The organism is Pseudomonas sp. A-B-19 (assembly GCF_019947515.1).
GTDB lineage: Bacteria > Pseudomonadota > Gammaproteobacteria > Pseudomonadales > Pseudomonadaceae > Aquipseudomonas.
On sequence record NZ_JAGYGN010000011.1, the window covers coordinates 91,346 to 115,587 of the forward strand.

At 61.8% G+C, this 24,242-nt stretch carries 24 protein-coding genes; 16 read left to right on the top strand and 8 right to left on the bottom strand.

Going from position 1 to position 24,242, the window contains the following annotated elements:
• Positions 1-118 precede the first annotated feature (118 nt).
• The 9 genes from mdcA to madM all read left to right on the top strand — a co-directional run bounded on the left by mdcA (position 119) and on the right by madM (position 7,377).
• Positions 119-1,789: a malonate decarboxylase subunit alpha gene (mdcA, locus tag KGA81_RS14655; protein ID WP_223546917.1), complete on the top strand. Its 1,671-nt coding sequence runs from the start codon at positions 119-121 to the stop codon at positions 1,787-1,789.
• Positions 1,789-2,664, top strand: a complete 876-nt coding sequence (locus tag KGA81_RS14660; protein WP_223546918.1) for a triphosphoribosyl-dephospho-CoA synthase — start codon at positions 1,789-1,791, stop codon at positions 2,662-2,664. Before mdcA ends, KGA81_RS14660 begins: the two co-directional genes overlap by 1 nt.
• Entirely contained in the window at positions 2,664-2,963 is a 300-nt protein-coding gene (locus KGA81_RS14665; RefSeq protein ID WP_223546919.1) for a malonate decarboxylase subunit delta, read from the top strand. The genes KGA81_RS14660 and KGA81_RS14665 overlap by 1 nt, the downstream gene beginning before the upstream one ends.
• Entirely contained in the window at positions 2,956-3,807 is an 852-nt protein-coding gene (locus KGA81_RS14670; protein ID WP_223546920.1) for a biotin-independent malonate decarboxylase subunit beta, read from the top strand. The genes KGA81_RS14665 and KGA81_RS14670 overlap by 8 nt, the downstream gene beginning before the upstream one ends.
• Positions 3,804-4,607 (top strand): biotin-independent malonate decarboxylase subunit gamma, encoded by an 804-nt coding sequence (mdcE, locus tag KGA81_RS14675; protein ID WP_223546921.1) that lies wholly within the window; start codon positions 3,804-3,806, stop codon positions 4,605-4,607. The genes KGA81_RS14670 and mdcE overlap by 4 nt, the downstream gene beginning before the upstream one ends.
• Positions 4,601-5,221, top strand: a complete 621-nt coding sequence (locus tag KGA81_RS14680; RefSeq protein ID WP_223546922.1) for a malonate decarboxylase holo-ACP synthase — start codon at positions 4,601-4,603, stop codon at positions 5,219-5,221. Before mdcE ends, KGA81_RS14680 begins: the two co-directional genes overlap by 7 nt.
• Positions 5,218-6,129, top strand: coding sequence for a malonate decarboxylase subunit epsilon (gene mdcH / locus KGA81_RS14685; RefSeq protein ID WP_223546923.1), 912 nt, complete (start codon positions 5,218-5,220; stop codon positions 6,127-6,129). Before KGA81_RS14680 ends, mdcH begins: the two co-directional genes overlap by 4 nt.
• A gap of 65 nt (positions 6,130-6,194) precedes the next feature.
• On the top strand, positions 6,195-6,611 hold the full coding sequence (gene madL, locus KGA81_RS14690) for a malonate transporter subunit MadL (RefSeq protein ID WP_223546924.1): 417 nt from the start codon (positions 6,195-6,197) through the stop codon (positions 6,609-6,611).
• A gap of 1 nt (position 6,612) precedes the next feature.
• Positions 6,613-7,377 carry a malonate transporter subunit MadM gene (gene madM, locus KGA81_RS14695; RefSeq protein ID WP_223546925.1) on the top strand — a complete coding sequence of 255 codons (765 nt, stop codon included), beginning with the start codon at positions 6,613-6,615 and terminating at the stop codon, positions 7,375-7,377.
• A 109-nt stretch (positions 7,378-7,486) separates the two neighbouring features.
• Here the strand turns inward: madM and KGA81_RS14700 are convergent, their stop codons facing one another.
• Positions 7,487-8,401 (bottom strand): LysR substrate-binding domain-containing protein, encoded by a 915-nt coding sequence (locus KGA81_RS14700; protein ID WP_218431198.1) that lies wholly within the window; start codon positions 8,399-8,401, stop codon positions 7,487-7,489.
• Positions 8,402-8,570: 169 nt separating this feature from the next.
• Between KGA81_RS14700 and trhA the strand changes: the two genes are divergently transcribed.
• Entirely contained in the window at positions 8,571-9,188 is a 618-nt protein-coding gene (gene trhA / locus KGA81_RS14705) for a PAQR family membrane homeostasis protein TrhA (RefSeq protein WP_223546926.1), read from the top strand.
• On the opposite strand, the gene KGA81_RS14710 is transcribed toward trhA, so the two are convergent.
• Positions 9,185-10,102, bottom strand: a complete 918-nt coding sequence (locus tag KGA81_RS14710) for a LysR family transcriptional regulator (protein WP_223546927.1) — start codon at positions 10,100-10,102, stop codon at positions 9,185-9,187. The two genes, trhA and KGA81_RS14710, sit on opposite strands and share 4 nt — an antisense overlap.
• 109 nt (positions 10,103-10,211) lie before the next feature.
• On the opposite strand from KGA81_RS14710, the gene KGA81_RS14715 reads away from it, so the two are divergent.
• From KGA81_RS14715 to KGA81_RS14725, 3 genes are read left to right on the top strand one after another with little or no spacing between them, the layout of a single operon-like run.
• The gene (locus KGA81_RS14715) at positions 10,212-11,453 is read left to right on the top strand and encodes a D-amino acid dehydrogenase (RefSeq protein WP_223546928.1); all 1,242 of its coding nucleotides are present in this window, start codon (positions 10,212-10,214) and stop codon (positions 11,451-11,453) included.
• 27 nt (positions 11,454-11,480) lie between these two features.
• Positions 11,481-11,831 carry a RidA family protein gene (locus KGA81_RS14720; protein ID WP_223546929.1) on the top strand — a complete coding sequence of 117 codons (351 nt, stop codon included), beginning with the start codon at positions 11,481-11,483 and terminating at the stop codon, positions 11,829-11,831.
• A 29-nt stretch (positions 11,832-11,860) separates the two neighbouring features.
• Positions 11,861-12,763 carry a transporter substrate-binding domain-containing protein gene (locus tag KGA81_RS14725; protein ID WP_223546930.1) on the top strand — a complete coding sequence of 301 codons (903 nt, stop codon included), beginning with the start codon at positions 11,861-11,863 and terminating at the stop codon, positions 12,761-12,763.
• 82 nt (positions 12,764-12,845) lie between these two features.
• Here KGA81_RS14725 and KGA81_RS14730 read toward each other — a convergent pair whose 3' ends face one another.
• Entirely contained in the window at positions 12,846-13,565 is a 720-nt protein-coding gene (locus KGA81_RS14730; RefSeq protein ID WP_223546931.1) for a 16S rRNA (uracil(1498)-N(3))-methyltransferase, read from the bottom strand.
• A 75-nt stretch (positions 13,566-13,640) separates the two neighbouring features.
• Entirely contained in the window at positions 13,641-15,047 is a 1,407-nt protein-coding gene (locus tag KGA81_RS14735) for an adenosylmethionine--8-amino-7-oxononanoate transaminase (protein ID WP_223546932.1), read from the bottom strand.
• A gap of 223 nt (positions 15,048-15,270) precedes the next feature.
• Here KGA81_RS14735 and KGA81_RS14740 point away from each other — a divergent pair, with 223 nt between their 5' ends.
• From KGA81_RS14740 to KGA81_RS14750, 3 genes are all read left to right on the top strand, one after another.
• Complete coding sequence (locus tag KGA81_RS14740) at positions 15,271-17,022, top strand: FAD-dependent oxidoreductase (protein ID WP_223546933.1); 1,752 nt, start codon at positions 15,271-15,273, stop codon at positions 17,020-17,022.
• A 268-nt stretch (positions 17,023-17,290) separates the two neighbouring features.
• Complete coding sequence (locus KGA81_RS14745) at positions 17,291-17,842, top strand: cytochrome b (protein ID WP_223546934.1); 552 nt, start codon at positions 17,291-17,293, stop codon at positions 17,840-17,842.
• Between the two features lie 32 nt (positions 17,843-17,874).
• Positions 17,875-18,468 carry a YceI family protein gene (locus tag KGA81_RS14750; RefSeq protein WP_223546935.1) on the top strand — a complete coding sequence of 198 codons (594 nt, stop codon included), beginning with the start codon at positions 17,875-17,877 and terminating at the stop codon, positions 18,466-18,468.
• Between the two features lie 223 nt (positions 18,469-18,691).
• Here KGA81_RS14750 and KGA81_RS14755 read toward each other — a convergent pair whose 3' ends face one another.
• From KGA81_RS14755 to ahcY, 4 genes are all read right to left on the bottom strand, one after another.
• The gene (locus KGA81_RS14755; protein ID WP_223546936.1) at positions 18,692-20,557 is read right to left on the bottom strand and encodes a DEAD/DEAH box helicase; all 1,866 of its coding nucleotides are present in this window, start codon (positions 20,555-20,557) and stop codon (positions 18,692-18,694) included.
• A gap of 223 nt (positions 20,558-20,780) precedes the next feature.
• The gene (locus KGA81_RS14760) at positions 20,781-21,596 is read right to left on the bottom strand and encodes a substrate-binding periplasmic protein (protein WP_223546937.1); all 816 of its coding nucleotides are present in this window, start codon (positions 21,594-21,596) and stop codon (positions 20,781-20,783) included.
• Between the two features lie 214 nt (positions 21,597-21,810).
• Positions 21,811-22,656: a methylenetetrahydrofolate reductase [NAD(P)H] gene (gene metF, locus KGA81_RS14765; protein ID WP_223546938.1), complete on the bottom strand. Its 846-nt coding sequence runs from the start codon at positions 22,654-22,656 to the stop codon at positions 21,811-21,813.
• A gap of 161 nt (positions 22,657-22,817) precedes the next feature.
• Positions 22,818-24,227, bottom strand: a complete 1,410-nt coding sequence (ahcY, locus tag KGA81_RS14770; RefSeq protein WP_223546939.1) for an adenosylhomocysteinase — start codon at positions 24,225-24,227, stop codon at positions 22,818-22,820.
• Between the last annotated feature and the right edge of the window lie 15 nt (positions 24,228-24,242).

Here is a 24,242-nt window from a genome sequence, read left to right on the forward strand (position 1 = left end):
GAAGGCGTCAGCCAAGCAACCATTAACCTGAGCGTAACGATCCACCACTCTGCTTGATTGATACGCCACACCCAACACTCCTAAGGTGACCCCACGACAGCGAACCCGTGGAGTGGTCATGACAACAACAATATCCCCCGACTCGCGATGGACGCGGCGGCGCAGCGAAAAGCAGCGGCGCCTCGAGCTGGTGCGAGGGCTTGCCGACGGTGTGGTGTTGCCCACCGACAACATCGTCGCGGCGCTTGAAGCGTTGATCCTGCCCGGCGACCGCGTGGTGCTCGAAGGTAACAACCAGAAGCAGGCGGATTTCCTCTCGCGCTCCCTGGCCAAGGCCGACCCCGCGAAGCTGCATGACCTGCACATGATCATGCCCAGCGTCGGGCGCGCCGAGCACCTGGACCTGTTCGAACGCGGTATCGCGCGCAAGCTCGACTTCTCTTTCGCCGGCACCCAAAGCCTGCGCATCAGCCAGTTGCTCGAGGACGGCCTGCTGGAAATCGGCGCGATCCACACTTACATCGAGCTCTACGCACGGCTGGTGGTGGACCTGATTCCCAACGTCGTATTGTCGGCCGGGTTCATGGCCGACCGTGCGGGCAACATCTACACCGGGCCGAGCACCGAAGACACCCCGGCGCTGATCGAGCCGGCGGCCTTCAGCGACGGCATCGTCATCGTCCAGGTCAACCAGTTGGTGGACGATGTCAGCGATCTGCCGCGGGTGGACATTCCCGCCTCCTGGGTAGATTTCGTGGTGGTGGCGGACAAGCCGTTCTACATCGAACCGCTGTTCACCCGCGACCCACGGCACATCAAGCCCGTGCATGTGCTGATGGCGATGATGGCGATTCGCGGGATCTACGAAAAACACAACGTGCAGTCGCTCAACCATGGCATTGGTTTCAACACCGCTGCCATCGAACTGATCCTGCCGACCTACGGCGAATCCCTCGGCCTCAAAGGCAAGATCTGCCGCAACTGGACCCTCAACCCGCACCCGACTCTGATTCCGGCGATTGAAAGCGGCTGGGTCGAAAGCGTGCATTGCTTTGGCACCGAACTGGGGATGGAGAACTACATTGCGGCGCGGCCGGATGTGTTCTTTACCGGGCGCGACGGCTCCCTGCGTTCCAATCGGATGTTCAGCCAATTGGCCGGGCAATACGCCGTGGACCTGTTCATCGGCGCGACGTTGCAAGTCGATGGCGACGGTCATTCTTCCACCGTGACACGCGGACGCCTGGCCGGTTTCGGCGGGGCTCCGAACATGGGCCATGACCCGCGCGGTCGTCGTCACGGCACGCCGGCCTGGCTCGATATGCGCAATACCGAGGTGGCCGAGCCGATGCTCGAACGTGGCAAAAAGCTCGTGGTGCAGATGGTCGAAACCTTCCAGGAGGGCGGCAAACCGACCTTCGTCGAAACCCTCGATGCGGTCGATGTGGCGAAGAAAAGCGGCATGCCACTGGCGCCGATCATGGTCTATGGCGACGACGTGACCCACCTGTTGACCGAAGAAGGCATCGCCTACCTGTACAAGGCGCGCTCGCTACAAGAACGCCAGGCGATGATCGCCGCTGTCGCCGGGGTGACCGCCATCGGCCTGCGCCACAACCCCAAAGACACTGCACGCATGCGCCGCGAAGACCTGATTGCCTTGCCCGAAGACCTCGGCATCCGCCGCACCGACGCCACTCGCGAACTGCTCGCGGCGAAAAGCGTGGCCGATCTGGTGGAATGGTCCGGGGGCCTCTACAACCCGCCCGCCAAGTTCAGGAGCTGGTAATGCACGCACTTGACCTGCAACCCAAAAACCTGAGCCTGGCCGAGCGGCTGGCGGACCTGGCGGTGGACGCGCTGATCGACGAGGCTGATCTGTCGCCGAAACCGGCACTGGTCGACCGTCGCGGCAATGGCGCCCACACCGATTTGCACCTGGGGCTGATGCACGCATCGGCGCTGTCCTTGTGGCCGGCCTTTAAAGAAATGGCGGAAGCCGCCATCGAGTTCGGCGAAGTCGGCTTGCCGCTACGCGAAGCCGTGGGCCGCATCGGTCGCGAAGGCGAGCAAGCGATGCTCGACACCACTGGCGGCGTGAACACCCATCGCGGGGCGATCTGGGCCTTGGGCTTGTTGGTCACTGCCGCAGCGCTGCAACCTCAATCCTGCAGCGCCAATAGCGTGGCGCTGCGAGCTGCGCGGTTGGCCTTGCTTGACGACCGTTTTGCACCACGTCTGCTCAGCCACGGTACGCAAGTCGCCCAACGCTACGGCGCTCGCGGTGCCCGTGAAGAAGCGCAGCTGGGTTTTCCGGCGGTGACCCAACGTGCCCTGCCACAACTTCTGCGCAGCCGCGCCGCCGGTCATGGCGAACAGAGCGCCCGGCTCGACGCGCTGCTGGCGATCATGACGAATCTGGCCGACACCTGCGTGCTTTACCGCGCGGGCGAAGAGGGCCTGAACACCATGCAGCGGGGCGCCCGGGCGGTGCTCGAGGCGGGTGGCAGTGCGAGCCTCGCCGGACGTCGCCGTCTGCATGAGCTGGACCAACAACTCATCGCATTGAATGCCTCGCCCGGCGGTGCTGCGGACCTGCTTGCAGCCTGCCTGTTCATCGACCGTATCGCGTCTGGCGATGGCCTCATCCAGGGAGTGTTTTGATGGAAACCTTATCTTTTGAATTCCCCGCCGGGCAGCCACCACGCGGCCGTACCCTGGTGGGTTGTGTCGGCTCGGGCGATCTGGAAGTGCTGATCGAACCGGGCCAGGCCGGCAAGCTGACGATCAACGTGCAGACTTCGGTCAATGGCAGTGCACAACGCTGGCAGCATCTGTTCGAACGGATGTTCGACGGCCAGACACCACCGGCCATGGATATCGATATCCACGATTTCGGCGCGACGCCCGGCGTGGTGCGCCTGCGTCTGGAACAGGGCTTCGAGGAGATCGGCCATGACTGACAGCGCAGCCTTGCTCAATAAGCACAGCTTCGTCGAACTCGGTGCCCGGCAACGAGCCAGGGCCTTGCTCGATGCGGGCAGCTTCCGCGAATTGCTCGATCCGTTCCAGCGCATCATGTCGCCGTGGCTGTCGCGCCAGGGCGTGGTGCCGCAAGCCGACGATGGCGTGGTGATCGCCAAGGGCAATGTCGATGGTTTGCCGGTGGTGATTGCGGCCATCGAAGGTGCATTCCAGGGCGGCAGCCTCGGTGAAGTCGGCGGGGCAAAAATTGCCGGTGCACTGGAACTGGCCGCCGAAGACAACCGCAACGGCATCCCGACCCGCGCCGTGCTGCTGCTGGAAACCGGTGGCGTGCGCTTGCAGGAAGCCAACCTCGGCCTGGCGGCAATTGCCGACATCCACGCGGCGATTGTCGATTTGCAGCAGTACCAACCCGTGGTCGGTGTGGTGGCGGGCAGCGTCGGCTGCTTTGGCGGCATGTCGATTGCCGCCGGGTTGTGCAGCTACCTGTTGGTGACCCAGGAAGCGCGGCTTGGCCTGAACGGTCCGCAGGTGATCGAGCAGGAAGCCGGACTCGAGGAATACGATTCCCGCGACCGGCCTTTCATCTGGAGCCTGACCGGTGGTGAACAGCGTCTCGCCAGTGGTCTGGTGGACCGTTACGTGGATGACGATGTGGCGCAGATTCGCCAACAGGTGGGTGAACTGCTCAAGCAAGGTTTGCCGGTGCAACCACGTAGCCAGCAGGCCGAGCTGTTCCTCCAACGGTTGGCGCGTCTGGATGCCGAACCGCAAATCGAACCATCCGTGGTTCGCGATCTGTACCAAGGAGAACGCTCATGAGTGCCTATTCCCTGCGAGGCTTGAACTGGTTCAACGCCTTGAGTACCGGGGCGAAAGCGGTCGAGGGTTTGCCGGCTTCGCTGAAGGTCGCGGACGGAGCGCTGGGCGATCAGCCTGTGCGTTTCATCGCGGTGGTGGCTGACCCGGAAAACCGCTTCGTCCGTGCCCGCCACGGCGAGGTGGGTTTGCTCGAAGGCTGGGGCCTGGCCAAGGCTGTGGATGAAGTCATTGCGGCCGATCAGAACAAGGCACACAAACGCGCCCTGATCGCCATCGTCGACGTGCCGAGCCAGGCTTACGGTCGGCGCGAGGAAGCCCTCGGCATTCATCAGGCACTGGCCGCTGCGGCGGACAGTTATGCCCGCGCGCGTCTCGCCGGTCATGCGGTGATCGGTCTGCTGGTGGGCAAGGCCATGTCCGGGGCGTTTCTGGCCCACGGCTATCAGGCCAACCGCTTAATCGCCCTGCGTGATCCGGGAGTGATGGTGCATGCCATGGGCAAGGCGTCGGCGGCGCGGGTGACCTTGCGCAGCGTCGAAGAGCTCGAAGCCTTGGCTGCCAGCGTGCCGCCGATGGCCTATGACATCGACAGCTATGCCAGCCTGGGGCTGCTGTGGGAAACCTTGTCGGTGGAACAGATCGAGCAGCCGACCGTGGCGGATCTGACGCGGGTGAGCGAGTGCCTGGTTCAGGCGATTGGCGATGTGGCTGCCACTGGCCGTGATTTGAGCGGTCGCCTGGGTGCGGCCAATCGGGCGGCGTCGAGCAAGGTTCGTCAATTGCTGAGAGCGCAGTGGTGAGTACGCTATTGGCTCACGACCTGCTGTGGGGCATGACCCCGCAGCAGTTGCCCACGGATGCGCCTGCCTGGGTGATCGAGTCGATCAGTGCCGGCCAGCCGGTGGTGGTCCGTCGCGCCTTGAGCGCGGCGGGGCAGGTGGCGGTGGGCTTGCGCGGGCCGCTGCGCGAACAGCGATTTGCGGCGGTGATGGAAGTCGCTGCCATTACGCGACGAGTGCGACCGGAGGAGCTGTGCCATGTTCAAGGTCAGCGCGATTTCCCGGCGCTGCGGGCCTTGGCGCAACTGCGCTCGCACCTCGATGACTGTGGCTGGGTCTGGGGTGTCAGTGGCAGCGCCGGGTTCGAATTGGCCAGTGGATTTTCCGCTTTGCATGAGGGCAGCGATCTCGATCTGATTCTGCGTACGCCGCGCCCATTGAGTCGTGTCGATGCCCAGGTGTTGGTGGCCATTCTTGATGTAGCCGTGTGCCGCGTGGACCTGCAATTGCAGACACCGTCAGGCGCCGTTGCCCTGCGCGAATGGGCTGGTGCTTCATCGCGGGTCCTGCTGAAAAATGCCATTCAAGCCACTCTGGTGACTGACCCGTGGAGTCCACAGGAGCAAGCAGCGTGAGCAGCTTGCTGGTGTTCCCCGGCCAGGGCGCGCAACAACCCGGGATGCTGGCACGCTTGCCTCGGGAAACATTGAACGAAGCGAGCGACCTGCTCGGTGAAGATGTGACGCAGCTGGATTCTGCCGAGGCGTTGCAGTCGACGAGGGCGGTGCAGCTTTGCCTGCTGATTGCCGGTGTCGCCGCTTCACGTCAGCTGGCCATGGCCCCGGACTACGTGGCCGGCTTGTCGATTGGCGCTTATCCGGCAGCGGTGGTGGCTGGCGCCCTGGGTTTCAGCGATGCGTTGCATCTGGTCAGCCTGCGCGGCGAACTGATGCAGCAGGCTTATCCACAGGGTTACGGCATGACCGCGATCATCGGTCTGGACCTGGCTGCGGTGGAAGGATTGCTGGCCCGGGTGCACTGCGTTGAAATGCCGGTTTATCTGGCCAATATCAATGCCGATAACCAGGTGGTGATTGCCGGTAGCGACGCGGCGATGAAAGCGGTGGCGGAGTTGGCGAAAGGTTGCGGGGCTGGCTTGGCCAAGCGTCTGGCAGTGAGCGTGCCGTCCCACTGCCCACTGCTTGAGACGCCCGCGCAACGGCTGGCCGAAGCTTTCGCCAAGGTGTCGCTGCAAACCCCGAAGATCGGCTACCTGAGCAGCAGTCGCGCGCGTCCGCTGATCAAGCCTGATGCCCTGCGTGACGATCTGGCCTTCAACATGTGCCAAATCGTCGATTGGCGCGGCACGGTACAAAGCGCCTACGAGCGCGGCGTACGTCTACAGATCGAACTGCCGCCCGGTGCGGTGCTGACCGGGCTGGCGCGCCGGGTGTTCGAGCAGGGCACCGTGATTGCCTTCGACGGTGCGCGGCTCGATACCTTGCAGGCGCTGATGCGTGAGGAGGGAAGCCGCCACTCTTGAATCCCCCGGCTTAAGGCTTCGAACAACAAAAACAACATTCGAAATGCACTTTGAGGACTACAACAATGATTATTTACGGTGTGGCGCTGTTGGCGATCTGTACGCTGGCAGGGGTGATCATGGGTGACATGCTCGGTGTGTTGCTGGGCGTGAAGTCAAACGTCGGCGGTGTCGGGATCGCGATGATTCTGCTGATTTGCGCGCGGTTGTGGATGCACAAGCGTGGCGGCATGACCAAGGATTGCGAGCTGGGTGTCGGCTTCTGGGGGGCCATGTACATCCCGGTGGTGGTGGCCATGGCGGCGCAACAAAACGTGGTCACGGCGCTGCATGGTGGTCCGGTGGCGGTGTTGGCGGCGATAGGATCGGTGGTGGTCTGCGGCTGCACCATTGCCCTGATCAGCCGAACCCATAAAGGCGAACCCTTGCCCGATGAACCGGCGGATGTAACGCCGGTTGCGGCACCGGCAGGAGGTCGCTGATATGTGGGATCTCATCAAGAACGGTCTGGAACACAACGGTCTGGTCACCGCATTCGCCTTTGTCGGCGTGATCATGTGGGTATCGGTCATTCTTTCCAAACGCCTGACCTTCGGACGCATCCACGGTTCGGCGATTGCCATCGTCATCGGCCTGGTGCTGGCCTGGGTCGGCGGCACAATGACCGGCGGGCAAAAAGGCCTGGCGGACTTGACGCTGTTTTCCGGCATCGGGTTGATGGGCGGCGCCATGCTGCGGGACTTCGCCATCGTTGCCACGGCATTCGAGGTGCAGGCCACGGAAGCGAGAAAGGCCGGTTTGATCGGCGTGATCGCGCTGCTGTTGGGCACGGTGCTGCCGTTTATTGTCGGCGCGTGCATGGCCTGGGCTTTCGGTTATCGCGATGCGGTGAGCATGACCACCATTGGCGCGGGAGCCGTGACTTATATCGTCGGCCCGGTGACTGGTGCGGCAATCGGTGCAACCTCGGATGTGATGGCGCTGTCGATTGCCACCGGCCTGATCAAGGCGATTCTGGTGATGGTCGGCACGCCAATGGCGGCGCGCTGGATGGGCCTGGACAACCCGCGCTCGGCGATGGTGTTCGGTGGGCTGGCCGGCACCGTGAGCGGCGTGACCGCCGGTTTAGCGGCGACGGATCGGCGCCTGGTGCCTTATGGCGCGCTGACCGCGACCTTCCACACCGGGCTGGGCTGCTTGTTGGGGCCTTCGCTGTTGTTCTTCATAGTTCGCGGGATTGTTGGCTAGTCCTGGATCTGCGGTGCCTGTTCTGACGTCTTCGCCGGCAAGCCGGCTCCTACAGGGACAGCGCAGTTCCTGTAGGAGCTGGCTTGCCAGCGAAGAGGGCGGCACGGTTTCAAACCTGCCGATTGGCATACATCCGGCACTCCGCCAGCAACGCCAGCAGATTCGGATCACGCTCCTTGGCCTTCAGGAACACCACGCCAATGTGCTGCTGCAAGCGGTACTTTTCCTGCAGCGGGATCAGCTTCACCCGGTTCTCGTACACCGCCGCAATCCGCCCCGGCAGCAACGCATAACCCACGCCCGAACTGACCATGCTCAGCAGGGTGAAGATATCGTTGACCTGCATCGCCACCTTCGGCTCGAACCCTGCCTGCTCGAATACCCGCTTGCCGTCCTGATGGGTGGCGAAGCCCTGGGTCAGGGTGATGAAGGTTTCGTCGCGGACTTCGGCCAGGTCGACTTCGGTGCGCTGGGCAAATTTCGAATCGGCGGGTGTGGCGAGGAAGATGTCGTCGGAAAACAGCGGGATCTGCTCGCAATCCGGATCGTTGACGGTGTCGTCCAGCGACACCAGGGCCGCATCGACTTCCATGTTCTTGAGCTTGTAGAGCAGGTCGATATTGGAGCCCAGTATCAGGTCGATGTTCAGCTCGCTGCGGCGGATCTTCAGGCCCATGATCAGTTGCGGTACGGTCTTCACTGTCAGCGAATAGAGTGAACCCAACTTGAAGCGCTCGGCGGAGAAACCGGCGGCTTCGCGGGTCAGGCGCACGCTTTCAACCACGTCCTGAATCAGCTTCTGCGCCCGCTCTTCCAGCACATAAGCGCTTTCCAGCGGCGTCAGGCTGCGGCCTTCGTGCTTGAACAACGGGCAGCGCAGGGCGCTTTCCAGGGAATGGATCGCCCGATGCACGCTGACATTGCTGGTCTGCAATTCGGCAGCGGCCCGCGCCAGGTTGCCGGTGCGCATGAAAGCCAGGAACACCTCGAGTTTTTTCAGGGTCAGTTCTTCATCGATCAGCATGGGGCGGACTCTTTTTGGTATCGGTTTATTGTGCCCGGTAAACACGAAGCGTTGTAGGAGCTGCCGAAGGCTGCGATCTTTTGACTTTGAAATCAAAAGATCGCAGCCTTCGGCAGCTCCTGCGCTTGAGCCTTGTTTTGCGGTAACCATTTTTTAAGGTGGGTAATCGATGTATCACGGGGAAAGACTAAACGCCTGGACGCATCTGGTCGGGGCAGTGGCGGCGTTTATCGGCGGGGTGTGGCTGATTGTGCTGGCCAGTCTCGACGGCAGCCCATGGAAGATTGTCAGCATGGCGATCTACGCCTTTACCTTGCTGGTGCTCTACAGCGCATCGACCGTGTACCACAGCGTGCGCGGGCGCAAGAAAGTGATCATGCAGAAGGTCGATCACTTTTCGATCTACCTGTTGATCGCCGGCAGCTACACGCCGTTCTGCCTGGTGACCCTGCGCGGGCCGTGGGGCTGGACGTTGTTCGGGATAGTCTGGGGCCTGGCGCTGATCGGCATCCTGCAAGAGATCAAGCCACGGTCGGAAGCACGCATTCTGTCGATCGTGATTTATGCGGTGATGGGCTGGATTGTGCTGGTGGCGGTCAAGCCGCTGCTCGCGGCGCTGGGCGCCGCCGGATTTGCGTGGCTGGCCTCGGGCGGGGTGTTGTACACCGTCGGGATTATCTTTTTTGCCCTCGATCATCGACTGCGGCATGCCCATGGAATCTGGCATCTGTTCGTGATTGCCGGGAGCCTGCTGCACTTTGTGGCGATTTTCTTTTATGTGCTTTAAGGCTGTACCGGAACCAGGCGATCCAGCTGCTCCCGGGCTCGCCGGCTGAACACCTGCAACAGGTCGTTCAAGGTGTGGGGCGGCGGTTCGGCGGCTCGGGTCACTGCGTACAGAGTGATGGGTAGCGGTGGTGCCAGAGGGCGGATCGTTGTGCTGGCGCAAGAGGCGCCAAGGGCGGTGAACGGATCGATCACCGCCAGGCCCGCGCCGGACTCCACCATCGCCCGTGCCAGTGAGTAGGTTTGCACGGCGATGCGTACCCGCGGCGGCGGTTCGACCGCTTCCAGGTAACTGTCGAGTCGCGCGGCCAGCGGATCGGCGCTGGATAAACCGATCAGCGGCGCATCCGCCAGCGCCATCAGCGGCAACGGTTGACCCGCCTCTTCCTGAGGCCAGTAACCACTCGGCGCCAGCGCCACCAGCACGCCGCTCGCCAGCGCCTGGGCCTTGAGCCCCGGGTGATCCGGGCGTTGCAGGGTCAGGGCGACATCCACTTCGCGCATCAACAGGTTCTGCACCAGTTCGCGACTGTGAGCGCTGGAGAGTTCGCAAACGATGTCCGGGTAACGCCCGGTCCATTCGTGAATGGCCGGCGGCAGCAATGACAGGGCCAGTGCCGGGGTGGCACCGATGCGCAGGCTGTGGCCAGGCTCGCGGCGCAGGCTCTGCGCCAGGCGTCGCACGCCTTGCAGGCTTTCACTGACCTTGTCCACTTCGCGCTCCAGCTCCAGCGCTTCCGGCGTCGCCTGCAACTTGCCGCGTACCCGCAGGAACAGCGGAAAACCCAATTGCTGCTCGGCGTGCTGCAACACCTTGCTCACAGCCGGTTGCGAGACGTGCAGCAATTGCGCGGCAGCGCTGATCGATCCGGTCTGGCGGATGGCCTGGAAAATTTCGATATGGCGAAGGCGCATGGCAAGTCCATAACCTTTGTTTATGGGTTTGCCATCTTTATGCATTGTTCAACGTCTGTCACCTGGCTCTAACCTTGGCGTTGTCTTCACAACGGTTTTAGGGACGGACATGGCTCAGCGTGTGTGCATCATCGGTGGCGGCGTGATTGGCCTGGCAACGGCCTATGCGCTGGTGCGCGACGGCTTCGAGGTAACGGTGGTCGAGGCACGGGACTCGCTGGGCAGCGAAACCAGCTTCGCCAACGGCGGCCAGTTGTCCTATCGCTATGTCGCGCCCCTGGCCGATGCCGGTGTGCCTTGGCAGGCCATCGGCTGGATGCTGCGCGGCGATTCACCGCTGAAGCTGCGCCCGCGCTTCGACCCGGCCCAGTGGCGCTGGATGGCGTCGTTCCTCGGCGCCTGCCGCCGCTCGGTCAACCGCGAGAACGCCGCGCACTTGCTGCGCCTGGCGCTGTTCAGCCAGGACACCTTGAAGTCCTGGCGCGAGGACGATGGACTGGCGGGATTCCAGTGGCGGCGCAATGGCAAACTGGTGACTTTCCGCCAGAACAGCAGCTTCGAGCATGCGCGCCAGGGCCTGGTCGACCCGCAGCAACAGCAGGTGTTGTCGCCGGCCGAATGCGCGCAGCTGGAACCGGCGCTGATCGATGCGCCCTTTGTCGGGGCGATCTACACGCCGGACGAAGAGGTCGGCGATTGCCACGGTTTCTGCCAGCAACTGGCCGCACGTCTGAAAGCGTCAGGCCGCTGCGAATTTCTCCTCGGGCAAGCGGTGACCGGCATTCGCCACAGCAACGGCAGCGTCAACGCCATTGAACTGGGCGAGCAAGTGCTGCCGGTCGATCAACTGGTGATCGCCGCTGGTCACCGCAGTCCGCTGTTGGCGCTACCCGGGCTGCAACTGCCGCTTTATCCGCTCAAGGGCTACAGCCTGACCGTGCCGATCGGCGCCGGTCACCGGGCGCCGGACGTGAGCATCACCGACTATGACCGCAAGATCGTCTACGCCCGCATCGGCGAGCAATTGCGAGTGGCAGCGATGGTCGATATCGTCGGCTTCGACCCTGCGCTGGACCCCAAACGCCTGGCACTGATCAAGCGCCAGGCTCATGACACCTTTCCCGATGCCGGCGCTTATGACGCGGCCGTCGAGTGGGCCGGCATGCGCCCGGCCACCCCCAGTGGCGTGCCGATGCTGGGCGCGACGGCGTATCGCAACCTGTGGCTCAACCTCGGTCATGGCGCACTGGGCTTCACCCTGGCATGCGGTAGCGGGCGCTTGCTCAGCGAGCTGATTGGCGAGCGCGAGACTTCCATCGACCTGCGCGGCTTCAACCACCGGGCCGCCTGAATAGCGATTTCTGAAGAGGACATTGCAATGACCATCACTCGACTGCACAGCAACCCGCGCCTGTCCGGCGCCGTGACCTTTGGCGACCTGGTGTTTCTCTCCGGGCAGGTACCGGGCGATGCCCTGGATGCCAGCGGCCAGACCCGCGAAGTGCTGGCGAAAATCGATACCTTGCTGGGCGAGGCGGGCAGCGACAAGGATCATCTGCTCAGCGCGACCATTTACCTGAAGAACATCAGCGAGGATTTCGCCGCGATGAACGAGGTCTGGTCGGCCTGGCTGTCGCCGGGGCAGGCGCCGAGCCGCACCACCGTGCAGGCCGAACTGGCTCGCCCGCAGGTGCTGGTGGAAATCACCGTCATCGCTGCACGCGTCTGATCAACCAATACCTACAACGGAGAATAACAATGCAAAAAATCACGTTGCTCGCTTGTGCGCTTGGCCTGTTGCTCGGCAGTCAGGTTCAGGCCAATGAAGCGCCACTGACCGGCACCCTGAGCAAGATCGCCAGCGCCAACAGCATCACCCTGGGTTTTCGCGATGCTTCGGTGCCGTTCTCCTACGTGGGTGATCACAGCGGCAAGCCAATGGGGTACTCGGTGGATCTGGCGGGCAAGATCGTCGAGCGCATCCAGCAGCAACTGGCGCTGCCGGACTTGCAGGTGAAGTACAACCTGGTGACCTCGCAGACCCGCATTCCACTGGTGCAGAACGGCACCGTGGACCTGGAGTGCGGCTCCACCGGCGTGACCGCCGAGCGGCAGAAGCAGGTGGCGTTCTCCTACGGTTTCATCTATGTCAAAGGCCAGTTGCTGACCGCGAAGGACAGCGGGATCAAGAGTTTCGCCGACCTGCGCGGCAAGAACGTGGTGACCACCGCCGGCACCACCAACGAGCGTTTCCTGAAAAGTTACAACGTCGATCACAAGATCGACATGTTCGTGATCAGCGCCAAGGACCACGGCGAAGCCTTCCAGATGCTGCAGTCGGGCCGGGCGGTGGCGTTCTACATGGACGACGCGCTGCTCTACGGCGAGCGCGCCAAGGCCAATGACCCGCACAAGTGGGTGGTGGTCGGGGAGGAGCAATCGCGGGAGATCTACAGCTGCATGGTACGCAAGGACGATCCGCAGTTCCTGGCGCTGGTCAACGGCGCGTTGGCGGATCTGTACAGCTCGGGCGAGATCAACGGCATCTACAAACGCTGGTTCGAGCAACCGATCCCGCCGAATGGTTTGAACCTCGAGTTCCCGATGACCAGCGAACTCAAGGCGATCATTGCCAAACCGGTGAGTGATCCGGTGCAGTAAAAGGCAAAAGATCGCAGCCTGCGGCAGCTCCTACAGGATGTACGCCAATCAACTGTAGGAGCTGCCGCAGGCTGCGATCTTTTTAGAAATCACCCCAAAGCTGCTGGGCCACCGCGAGCGCTACTACTGGCGCGGTTTCGGTACGCAGCACCCGCGGACCGAGGCGGGCGGCGTGGAAGCCGCCGGCCTTGGCCTGATCGACTTCGGCATCGGACAAACCACCCTCCGGACCGATCAGGAATGCCAGGCTTGAAGGCTTGGCATGGCTCACCAGCGGTTCGGCCACCGGGTGCAGCACCAGTTTCAACTCAGCCTGCGTCTGCTTCAACCATTCAGCCAGCAACAACGGCGGATGAATCACCGGCACCCTTGAACGCCCGCATTGCTCGCAAGCACTGATCGCTACCTGGCGCCAGTGCAGCAGGCGTTTGTCGGCGCGCTCGTCCTTGAGCCGGACTTCGCAGCGATCGGTGAAGATCGGGGTGATCTCGGTGACGCCCAGTTCCGTGGCTTTCTGGATCGCCCAGTCCATGCGCTCGCCTCGGGACAGGCCCTGGCCGAGATGGATGTGCAGCGACGATTCGACCTGCCCGGCGAAGCTTTCGTCGACCTGCGCTACCACGCGCTTTTTGCCGACGTCGACCAGCCTGGCGCGAAACTCCTGGCCCGAGCCGTCGAACAGTTGCAACGCATCACCCTCGGCCATGCGCAGCACACGGCTGATGTAATGGGCCTGGGCTTCGGGCAACTCGTGCTCGCCGGTGCTCAGGGGGGCGTCGATGAAGAAGCGGGACAGTCTCATGCTGGGTCTCTAAAAATTGGATCGGAATCGCATTAGTGGCTGACGGGCTTCTGTGGCGAGGGTTCTCCGTTGGCCTTAGCCCGGATCACGGAAGCCTGGGTGGAAGTCCTTCGGCACCGCCACGCTGACGCTGTCACGGGTCGCAATGTCGATCCCTTCGCTGGCCACTTCGGCCAGGAAATCGATCTGCTGCGGGGTAATCACATACGGCGGCAGGAAATACACCACGCTACCCAATGGACGCAGTAAGGCTCCGCGCTCCAGGGCGTGCTGGAACACCTTCAGGCCACGACGTTCCTGCCATGGGTAAGCCTCTTTGCTGGCCTTGTCCTTGACCATTTCGATAGCCAGCACCATGCCGGTCTGGCGCACTTCGGACACGTTCGGGTGATCGACCAGATGCGCGGTCGACGAAGCCATGCGCTGGGCCAGGGCCTTGTTGTTCTCGATGACGTTGTCTTCTTCGAAAATATCCAGGGTCGCCAGGGCCGCCGCGCACGCCAGCGGGTTGCCGGTGTAGCTGTGGGAGTGCAGGAAGGCGCGCAGGGTCGGGTAGTCGTCGTAGAAGGCGCTGTAGACTTCGTCGGTGGTCATGCACGCCGCCAGGGGCAAGTAACCGCCGGTCAGGGCCTTGGACAGGCACAAAAAGTCCGGGCGGATGCCGGCCTGTTCGCAGGCGAACATCGTCCCGGTGCGGCCGAAGCCAACGGCGATTTCGTCGTGGATCAGGTGCACGCCGTAGCGGTCGCAGGCTTCTCGCAGCAGCTTGAGGTACACCGGGTGGTACATGCGCATGCCACCGGCACCCTGGATCAGCGGCTCGACAATGACTGCAGCCACGCTGTCATGGTTCTGCGCGAGGGTCTGCTCCATCGCGGCGAACATGTTGCGCGAGTGCTCTTCCCAGCTCATGCCCTCGGGACGCAGGTAGCAATCCGGGCTCGGCACCTTGATGGTGTCCATCAACAGCGCTTTGTAGGTCTCGGTGAACAGCGGCACGTCGCCCACCGACATCGCCGCCATGGTCTCGCCGTGGTAGCTGTTGGTCAGGGTGACGAAGCGCTTCTTGGCAGGCATGCCGCGATTGAGCCAGTAGTGAAAGCTCATTTTCAGTGCGACTTCGATGCAGGACGAACCGTTATCGGCGTAGAAGCACCGGGTCAGGCCTTCCGGCGTCAACTTCACCAGGCGCTCGGACAGTTCGATCACCGGTTGATGGCTGAAGCCGGCAAGGATCACATGTTCGAGCTGATCGACCTGGTCCTTGATGCGCTGGTTGATTCGCGGGTTGGCGTGGCCGAACACATTGACCCACCAGGAGCTGACCGCATCGAGGTAGCGTTTGCCTTCGAAGTCTTCCAGCCACACGCCTTCCCCGCGCTTGATCGGGATCAGCGGTAGTTGTTCGTGATCTTTCATCTGGGTGCAGGGATGCCACAACACGGCGAGATCGCGTTGCATCCACTGATTATTCAGGCCCATTTTCACTCTCCTGGAGGCGGTCCGTGAACTGCGCGGACAAACAATCGCGCAAGCCTATGCAATGCGTGCCACGGGGACAACCCATTGTGTCGAATCAGCTACTTTATCCAGGTCGATAGAGGTTGCTGGCGGGTGTTTGAAGGCTGACGTATCCTTCGCGGTTCTTGAGCCGTCTGGCTCGCAAAAACTGCTGTTTTCCTCGTTTGATTCCGGAGTTCGCTGAATGTCTGTCGGTTGGCTGCGCGCCTGTGCGCTGGTGATGTTGGGGCTGTTCAGCGTGTCTGCGCTGGCCAAGGATAAAACCGCGATCGTGATCGGCGGCGGCCTGTCGGGCCTGACTGCTGCGTACGAGCTGCAGAACAAGGGTTGGCAGGTCACCCTGCTGGAAGCCAAGTCGAGCCTGGGCGGCCGTTCCGGCATGGCCACCAGTGAGTGGATCGGCAACGACAAGGCCCAACCGGTGCTGAACAAATACGTATCGAACTTCAAGCTGAGCACTGCGCCGGCCCCTGAGTTCGTGCGGACCCCAGGCTATTTGATCGATGGTGAGTATTTCTCCGCCGCCGACCTGGCGACCAAACAGCCGGCCACCGCCGAGGCGCTCAAGCGTTTCGACAAGACCGTGGACGATCTGGCGCGTTCGATCGACGACCCGCAGAACCCGGCCGCCAACAACACGCTGTACGCGCTGGATCAGATCAACGTGTCGAGCTGGCTGGACAAGCAGAACCTGCCGGCCACCGCCCGCCAGTTGATCAACCAGCAGATCCGTACCCGCTACGACGAACCTTCGCGTTTGTCGCTGCTGTACTTCGCGCAGCAGAGCCGCGTTTACCGCGGCGTCTCCGATCGCGACCTGCGTGCTTCGCGTCTGGTCGGTGGCAGCCCGGTGCTGGCCCAGGCTCTGGTCAAACAGCTGAAAACCATCAAGACCAATTCCCGGGTCTCGTCGATCATTCAGGACAAGGACGGCGTGACCGTCAAAGTCGACAGCGTCAGCTATCAGGCTGACTACGTGGTGCTGGCCGTGCCACTGCGCGCCCTGAACAAGATCCAGATGACCCCGGCGCTGGACGCCCAGCACCTGGCGGCGATCAAAGGCACCAATTACGGCTGGCGCGACCAGATCATGCTGAAGTTCAAGACGCCGGTTTGGGAATCCAGGGCGCGCATGTCTGGCGAGATCTACAGCAACACCGGCCTGGGCATGCTGTGGATCGAGCCTGCCCTGAAGGGCGGTGCCAACGTGGTGATCAACCTGTCCGGCGACAACGCGCGGGTGATGCAGGCGTTCGGCGACAAGCAGATGGTCGATCAGGTGTTGATTCGCCTGCATGAGTTCTATCCACAGGCTCGCGGTGCGTTCACCGGTTATGAAATCCGTCGCTACAGCTCCGATCCGTCGACTGGCGGCGCCTACCTGGCCTTCGGTCCGGGTCAGATCAGCAAGTTCTGGCGCCTGTGGGAACGCCCGATTCAGCGTGTAACCTTCGCTGGCGAACACACCGACACCCTGTACCCGGGCACCCTGGAAGGCGCGTTGCGCACCGGTCAGCGTGCAGCCAGCCAGGTTGAGGACCTGGCGGCGGGCAAGTCGTTCGAACCGGCGAAAGTGGTCCCGGCTGCCGCTGCGGCGGGCGCTGGTGCGGTGGCGGCGAAGAAAGGCAATTTCTTCAGCAACCTGTTCGGCGGCTCCGATGACGAGAAGAAGCCAGAGCTGGTCAAGGCGCCTGAGCCGGTTGCACCGCCAGCGCCTGCTCCGGCACCAGCCCCGGCGGTCGCACCGGCCCCGGTGGAAGCGCCGAAGCCTGCGACCCCGGTAAAAACCGAGCCGGCCAAAAAGGCTCCGGTGAAACCGACTGCCAAGACCGAGGCGAAAAAAGCCCCGGTCAAGGCCCCGGCCAAGAAAACCGAGCCGGTGAAGAAGCCAGCCGCTAAACCCGCGGCGACTCCGGCAATGGATGCCAAGGCGTAGTAGTAAGTCATGGGACAAAAAGAACGCGGCGTAAATGCCGCGTTTTTTTTGCCTGAAGAAAGCCGGGGTCTAAAATCGAATAAAACATTTGGTACAGGTGTTCTTCGGTTTGTATTCATTTTTTCTGACACTTTCGACTTTAATCTTTCCTTAACTCGCCTGTTTCAGACTCTTGATCGCATTTTTCGATATTTCAAAGCGAAATTTTCCGCTTTAATTCGATAGATAACTCGATAGTCTTGGGCCAGTACTTACAGGGATCTAGGCAATGCAGCTACGTAACTCGACCTCTCGCTATGGCTGGGTCAGCATCATCATGCACTGGGGCGTGGCACTGGCCGTGTTCGGTTTGTTCGCCCTCGGGCTGTGGATGGTCGGCCTTGGTTATTACGACCCGTGGCGCAAAGACGGGCCGGATCTGCACAAGAGCATTGGTTTGATCTTGCTGGGCGTCATGGTGCTGCGGATGTTGTGGCGCTTCATCAGTCCGCCACCACCGGCGTTGGCCAGTTACAGCCGCATGACGCGTCTTGGCGCCATGTTCGGTCATGCCTTTCTGTATTTCTGTCTGTTCGCCGTGATGATTGCCGGTTATCTGATTTCCACCGCAGAGGGTGCGGGGATTCCGGTGTTTGACTGGTTTGAAGTGCCTGCCCTGGTTTCCGGATTGCCGGATCAGGCAGATAACGCCGGTGCGATTCACCTCTATCTGGCGTGGGTGCTGGTAATTTTTTCCGGCCTCCATGCGTTGGCAGCATTGAAGCACCACTTTATCGACCGTGATGCGACCCTCAAGCGAATGCTGGGTCGCAACGCCTGAAGTTCAACCTCGACTCCCAAGGAAAACAAAGCATGTTGAAAAAGACTCTCGCCGCTCTGGCAATCGGTTCCGCTCTGCTGTCCGCCAACGTGATGGCGGCTGACTACGTTGTAGACACAACAGGCCAGCACGCCTTCGTCAATTTCAAGATCAGCCACCTGGGCTACAGCTTCATCACCGGTACCTTCAAGACCATGGACGGCAAGTTCAGCTTCGACGCTGCCAAGCCTGAAGACAGCAAGATCGAGTTCAACGTGAACACCGCCAGCGTTTTCACCAACAACGCCGAACGTGACAAGCACATCTCCAGCAAAGACTTCCTGAAAGTGGCTGATTTCCCTAAGGCCACGTTCGTGTCCACCAGCGTTAAAGCCACCGGTAAGAACGCCGCTGGCAAAGACACGGCCGACGTGGCCGGCGACCTGACTATTGATGGCGTAACCAAGCCAGTCGTGATCAAGGCCACTTTCCTGGGTGAAGGCAAGGATCCATGGGGCGGCTACCGTGCAGGCTTCGAGGGCACTACCAGCATCAAGCGTTCCGATTTCGGCAAGATGATGGACCTGGGTCCACAGTCCGATGCGGTTGATCTGTACGTCACGTTTGAAGGTGTCAAAGCGAAATAACTTTCGCTGCGACATAAAAAACGCCCGCTGCTCTCCCGAGCACGGGCGTTTTTTATTGCCGCACACGACCCCCTGTAGGAGCTGCCGCAGGCTGCGATCTTTTACTCCTAAACAATCAAAATCAAAAGATCGCAGCCTGCGGCAGCTCCTACAAAGGCAGTTCCAGCTCCAACAAAAATGCCCCGGCTCTTTCGAACCGGGGCATTTTCATTGCAGCGATAACTCAGCGATTGCGGGTCAGCAACGCTGGTTTCTCACCACGAGGACGGCTTGGCAGTTGATCCAGTTGCTCAGGCGTCGGGAAGCGGTCAGCCTTCGACTCCTTGTGCATGATCTTCGGCGCGGGGCCACGCGGGTTCTGCACGGCTGGCTCGGAGCGCGACTGCTCGTCACGGGCCGGGCGGCGGTTGCGCGAGTCTTCGCGACGGGCCTGGCCGTCGCGCGGTGCGCCACTGCGAGGGCCGCTACGCTTGGCCGGCGGGGTGCCGGTGCTGGCGCCATCGCTGTTGCGCGGACCGCTCTGGCGACCTTGTGGTTTGCCGGAGCGTGGAGCGCCCGAACCTGCCGCGGTGCCTTGCGCCGGAGCACCCGGACGGCGACCACGGCCTTGGGCCGGTTTCTGCTGCGGCACGTAGTCGACGCGGTTACCGAAATTATCGATATCGTCGTCCAGGAACTCGTCCGGGGCGCGATCAGCGGCGGCACGAGGAGGCTGCGACGGACGCTGTTCGCGAGCCGGAGTGCCTTCACGTGGCTTCTGCTGACGGGCTGGACGCTCGCCGCGCTCACCCGCCGGTTTTTCCTTGCCCTTGTCTTTTCCTTTGTCCTTGCGACCGCCGCCGCCGCTGCCGTTCGGACCGTCGCCGCGCGGGCCGCGTGGATTGCGCGGGTTACGCATGTCCGGACGCTCGCGCACTTCTGGTTTCTCGGCTTCCACGGCGCTGGCATCGAAGCCCATCAGGTCGCCGTCGGCGATTTTCTGCCGGGTCATGCGTTCGATGCTTTTCAGCAGTTTTTCTTCGTCCGGGGCTACCAGCGAAATCGCCTCGCCCGAACGACCGGCGCGGCCAGTACGGCCGATGCGGTGCACGTAGTCTTCATCGACATTTGGCAACTCGAAGTTGACCACGTGGGGCAACTGGTCGATATCCAGGCCGCGGGCGGCGATGTCGGTGGCGACCAGGATGCGCACTTCGCCGGCCTTGAAGTCGGCCAGGGCTTTGGTGCGGGCGTTCTGGCTCTTGTTGCCGTGGATCGCGACGGCGCTCAGGCCGTGTTTGTCCAGGTACTCGGCCAGGCGGTTGGCGCCGTGCTTGGTGCGGGTGAACACCAGCACCTGTTCCCAGGCGCCGGCGGTGATCAGATGGGCCAGCAAGGCACGCTTGTGGCTGGCGGCCAGGCGGAACACACGCTGTTCGATACGCTCGACCGTAGTGTTCGGCGGCGTGACTTCGATGCGCTCCGGGTTGTGCAGCAGCTTGCCGGCGAGGTCGGTGATGTCCTTGGAGAAGGTCGCCGAGAACAGCAGGTTCTGGCGCTTGGCTGGCAGGCGCGCCAGCACTTTCTTCACGTCATGGACGAAACCCATGTCGAGCATGCGGTCGGCTTCGTCCAGCACGAGGATTTCCACGTGGGACAGGTCGACGCTGCCTTGGCCGGCCAGGTCGAGCAGGCGGCCAGGGCAGGCCACCAGCACATCCACGCCACGGGCCATGGCCTGCACCTGCGGGTTCATGCCGACACCGCCGAAGATGCAGGCGCTGACGAACTTCAGGTCACGGGCATAGACCTTGAAGCTTTCATGCACCTGGGCTGCGAGTTCGCGAGTCGGGGTCAGGACCAGTACGCGCGGCTGGCGCGGGCCGTGACGCTGGGATTTGTCCGGGTGACCGTTGGGGAACAACCGCTCCAGGATCGGAAGGGCGAAACCACCGGTTTTACCAGTACCTGTCTGTGCCGCGACCATCAGGTCGCGACCTTGCAACACGGCGGGAATGGCCCGCTGTTGCACCGGAGTAGGCTCGGTATAGCCCGCCGCCTCGATGGCGCGGACTAAAGCCTCGGAGAGACCGAGGGAAGCAAAGGACATGAGTAATCCTGTTTTAAGTTAGGGCTTGGCCCAATGGGAGTCTTGCCTGGCGCGAATGGCGTTTAAGAGGACGCTATCCCGTCCGGTCCTGCTGGGTCTCGAAGGCTCGTCTGCAAGCGCTCGCGCGGGCTGAAAGCTGCGCAGTAGCGGGGTTGAGATGCCTTGAACGATTCCGAGCGTCCGGGCGTGAGCCTGGCGGGAAGGCCGGAGTATAACAGAGCAATCACTGCGCGCCGCTTTCCTGCTGCTCAACGGTTTTTTCCGTGGCGGCCGTGGCCTTTTCAGCCTTCACGCTGGCGGCCGGCTGCGCGCCATAACGGGCACTCAATTCAGCGTAGGCGGGCTCGCGCTTGAAGCGTTTGAGTTCGGCGCCAAAACGCTGCACCAGCAGATCCATGCCCGCATTGCGACGTACTGCGAGAAACTGGCTTTGCTGGCTGATGACCGTGGGGTTTTCGGTGATCTTGCCGCGGATGCCCAGTTCATCGAGCAAATGCTGGCCGACCCGGCGGTCGGTAATCAGCAGGTCGATGCGCCCGCGTACCAGTTTGCCGAAGTTGGCTTCATGGGTGGGAGCCGGCTCACGGGTGAACAGCGTCGAATCGCTGAAGTCCTTGCTGTACAGGTAACCCGGCGAGGTGCCGATGGTCAGGCCGCGCAAGTCATCGAGGGTGCGAAATGGATGGGGCCGCTCATTGGCGTAGAACATCACGAACTGGACTTCAGACAGTGGTTCGCTGGGGTAGAGCAGGGTCGCATCACGTTCGTCGCTGTGGAAGATGTCCAGTGCGCCGTCGGCCTGCCCGGTTTCAAGCATCGACAGGCAGCGTTTCCATGGCAGAAACTGCCATTCCACTTCGATGCCCAGGCGCTTGAAGACAATGGCGGTGGTTTCGTAGTCCAGGCCCAGTGATTTGCCGTTGACTTCATACACATAAGGCGCCCACGGCTCCGTGACAATGCGCAGCTTCTCGCCCCGGGCGGCGAAGCTCAGGCAAGCGAAGACAAGCATGGCGATTAACTGCGTGATCAAAGGCATGGGTTTGAGATTACGACGAGAAACCGGAAAGAGCCAGAAACTGACCGCAGATGCTCTAACTCCGTGGATTGCTGCACATTAATAGTGCGCTGAAAGCAAAAGATCGCAGCCTGCGACAGTTCCTGCAGGGAATACACATTCCGGGGTAGGAGCTGCCGAAGGCTGCGATCTTTTGGTCTTGCTTGTAGCTTTCAACTTGCAGCTTATAGCTGCTTCAACGTGGCAACTTCAGGTTATTCCACACCGCCAGGCTCGCTTCAGCCTGGTTCAATGTGTAGAAGTGCAGCCCTGGAGCGCCGCCCTGCAGCAATTGTTCGCACATTTCGGTGATGACCTGTTCACCAAAGCGCTGAATGCTCTGGGTGTCGTCGCCGTAGGCTTCCAGTTGCTTGCGGATCCAGCGCGGGATTTCCGCACCGCAGGCATCGGAGAAGCGTGCCAGCTTGCTGTAGTTGGTGATCGGCATGATGCCCGGCACGATCGGGATGTTCACACCCAGCGCCCGCACACGTTCCACGAAGTAGAAGTAGCAGTCGGCGTTGAAGAAGTACTGGGTGATCGCACTGTCGGCGCCAGCATTGGCCTTGCGTACGAAGTTGGCAACATCGTCTTCGAAATTGCGCGCTTGCGGATGCATCTCCGGGTAAGCGGCGACTTCGATGTGGAAATGATCACCGGTTTCTTCACGAATGAATTCAACCAGGTCGTTGGCGTGGCGCAATTCACCGCTGGCCATGCCCATGCCCGAAGGCAGGTCACCGCGCAGAGCGACGATACGCTTGATGCCGGCGGCCTTGTACTCGGCCAGCAGGCCACGCAGGTCAGCTTTGCTGTCGCCCACGCAGGACAGGTGCGGAGCGGCAGGGATTTTGACTTCGCTTTCGAGCTGCAACACGGTGTTCAGCGTGCGATCACGGGTCGAACCGCCGGCGCCGTAGGTGCAGGAGAAGAAATCGGGGTTGTAGGTGGCCAACTGGCGAGCAGTGGCGAGCAGCTTTTCTTGCCCGGCATCGGTCTTCGTAGGGAAGAACTCGAAGCTGTAGCGACGATCTTGGGACATGGTCATATCCTTGGAAACTCGAAAGCCAAACGGTGTGTCCGTCACGACGCCTTCGCTGGCAAGCCAGCTCCTACAAGTGCGACATAAACCCTGTAGGAGCTGGCTTGCCAGCGAACCAGACAACACGGTGCGCCAGGCACACCGCGTTGTCATTCAAGGTATCAGTAGCGGTAAGCGTGCGGCTTGAACGGACCCTCGACGGTCACGCCGATGTAGTCGGCCTGGGTCTTGGTCAGTTGAGTCACGACGCCGCCGAAGCCACGGACCATTTCCAGGGCCACTTCTTCGTCGAGTTTCTTGGGCAGTACTTCAACGGTCAGGCGCTCGGCTTTCCGGGCTGGCGACAGGTCGGCGTACTTCTGGCCGAACAGGAAGATCTGCGCGAGAACCTGGTTGGCGAACGAACCGTCCATGATGCGGCTCGGGTGGCCGGTTGCATTGCCCAGGTTAACCAGACGGCCTTCGGCCAGCAGGATCAGGTAGTCGTCGTTCTGTGGGTCGAAATCGCCAGCGCCGGTACGGTGGATCTTGTGAACCTGCGGCTTCACTTCTTCCCATGCCCAGTTCTTGCGCATGAAAGCGGTGTCGATTTCGTTGTCGAAGTGACCGATGTTGCAGACAACTGCACGCTTCTTCAGGGCTTTGAGCATGTTCGAGTCGCAAACATTGACGTTACCGGTGGTGGTCACGATCAGGTCGATCTTGCCCAGCAGGGCCTTGTCGATGCTCGCTTCAGTACCGTTGTTGATACCGTCGATGAATGGCGAAACCACTTCGAAACCGTCCATGCAGGCTTGCATGGCGCAGATCGGGTCGACTTCGGAAACCTTGACGATCATGCCTTCCTGGCGCAGGGACTGAGCGGAACCCTTGCCCACGTCGCCGTAGCCGATGACCAGCGCTTGCTTGCCGGACAGCAGGTGGTCGGTGCCGCGCTTGATGGCATCGTTCAGGCTGTGACGGCAGCCGTACTTGTTGTCGTTCTTGCTCTTGGTCACCGAGTCGTTGACGTTGATGGCCGGGATTTTCAGCTCGCCCTTGGCCAGCATGTCCAGCAGGCGGTGAACGCCGGTTGTGGTTTCTTCGGTCACGCCGTGGACGCGATCCAGAACCTGTGGGTACTTCTTGTGCAGCAGCTCGGTCAGGTCGCCGCCGTCGTCGAGGATCATGTTGGCGTCCCATGGCTGGCCATCCTTCAGGATGGTCTGCTCCAGGCACCACTCGTACTCTTGTTCGGTTTCACCTTTCCAGGCGAAAACCGGAATGCCGGCAGCGGCGATGGAGGCGGCGGCCTGGTCCTGAGTCGAGAAAATGTTGCAGGACGACCAGCGCACTTCGGCACCCAGGGCAACCAGGGTTTCGATCAGCACGGCAGTCTGAATGGTCATGTGGATGCAGCCGAGGATCTTCGCGCCCTTGAGCGGTTGCTCTTCGGAGTATTTGCGACGCAGACCCATCAGGGCTGGCATTTCGGATTCAGCGATGATGGTTTCGCGACGGCCCCAGGCAGCCAGGGACATGTCGGCGACTTTGTAATCGGTAAAATCTGCAGGCGTGATAACAGCGCTCATGAAGAGCCTCCATTC

Bases quoted from the DNA above. Each gene is read 5' to 3' on its own strand.
- mdcA (WP_223546917.1), top strand. From the start codon at position 119: ATGACAACAACAATATCCCCCGACTCGCGATGGACGCGGCGGCGCAGC.
- KGA81_RS14660 (WP_223546918.1), top strand. From the start codon at position 1,789: ATGCACGCACTTGACCTGCAACCCAAAAACCTGAGCCTGGCCGAGCGG.
- KGA81_RS14665 (WP_223546919.1), top strand. From the start codon at position 2,664: ATGGAAACCTTATCTTTTGAATTCCCCGCCGGGCAGCCACCACGCGGC.
- KGA81_RS14670 (WP_223546920.1), top strand. From the start codon at position 2,956: ATGACTGACAGCGCAGCCTTGCTCAATAAGCACAGCTTCGTCGAACTC.
- mdcE (WP_223546921.1), top strand. From the start codon at position 3,804: ATGAGTGCCTATTCCCTGCGAGGCTTGAACTGGTTCAACGCCTTGAGT.
- madL (WP_223546924.1), top strand. From the start codon at position 6,195: ATGATTATTTACGGTGTGGCGCTGTTGGCGATCTGTACGCTGGCAGGG.
- madM (WP_223546925.1), top strand. From the start codon at position 6,613: ATGTGGGATCTCATCAAGAACGGTCTGGAACACAACGGTCTGGTCACC.
- KGA81_RS14700 (WP_218431198.1), bottom strand. From the start codon at position 8,401: ATGCTGATCGATGAAGAACTGACCCTGAAAAAACTCGAGGTGTTCCTG.
- trhA (WP_223546926.1), top strand. From the start codon at position 8,571: ATGTATCACGGGGAAAGACTAAACGCCTGGACGCATCTGGTCGGGGCA.
- KGA81_RS14710 (WP_223546927.1), bottom strand. From the start codon at position 10,102: ATGCGCCTTCGCCATATCGAAATTTTCCAGGCCATCCGCCAGACCGGA.
- KGA81_RS14715 (WP_223546928.1), top strand. From the start codon at position 10,212: ATGGCTCAGCGTGTGTGCATCATCGGTGGCGGCGTGATTGGCCTGGCA.
- KGA81_RS14720 (WP_223546929.1), top strand. From the start codon at position 11,481: ATGACCATCACTCGACTGCACAGCAACCCGCGCCTGTCCGGCGCCGTG.
- KGA81_RS14725 (WP_223546930.1), top strand. From the start codon at position 11,861: ATGCAAAAAATCACGTTGCTCGCTTGTGCGCTTGGCCTGTTGCTCGGC.
- KGA81_RS14730 (WP_223546931.1), bottom strand. From the start codon at position 13,565: ATGAGACTGTCCCGCTTCTTCATCGACGCCCCCCTGAGCACCGGCGAG.
- KGA81_RS14735 (WP_223546932.1), bottom strand. From the start codon at position 15,047: ATGGGCCTGAATAATCAGTGGATGCAACGCGATCTCGCCGTGTTGTGG.
- KGA81_RS14740 (WP_223546933.1), top strand. From the start codon at position 15,271: ATGTCTGTCGGTTGGCTGCGCGCCTGTGCGCTGGTGATGTTGGGGCTG.
- KGA81_RS14745 (WP_223546934.1), top strand. From the start codon at position 17,291: ATGCAGCTACGTAACTCGACCTCTCGCTATGGCTGGGTCAGCATCATC.
- KGA81_RS14750 (WP_223546935.1), top strand. From the start codon at position 17,875: ATGTTGAAAAAGACTCTCGCCGCTCTGGCAATCGGTTCCGCTCTGCTG.
- KGA81_RS14755 (WP_223546936.1), bottom strand. From the start codon at position 20,557: ATGTCCTTTGCTTCCCTCGGTCTCTCCGAGGCTTTAGTCCGCGCCATC.
- KGA81_RS14760 (WP_223546937.1), bottom strand. From the start codon at position 21,596: ATGCCTTTGATCACGCAGTTAATCGCCATGCTTGTCTTCGCTTGCCTG.
- metF (WP_223546938.1), bottom strand. From the start codon at position 22,656: ATGTCCCAAGATCGTCGCTACAGCTTCGAGTTCTTCCCTACGAAGACC.
- ahcY (WP_223546939.1), bottom strand. From the start codon at position 24,227: ATGAGCGCTGTTATCACGCCTGCAGATTTTACCGATTACAAAGTCGCC.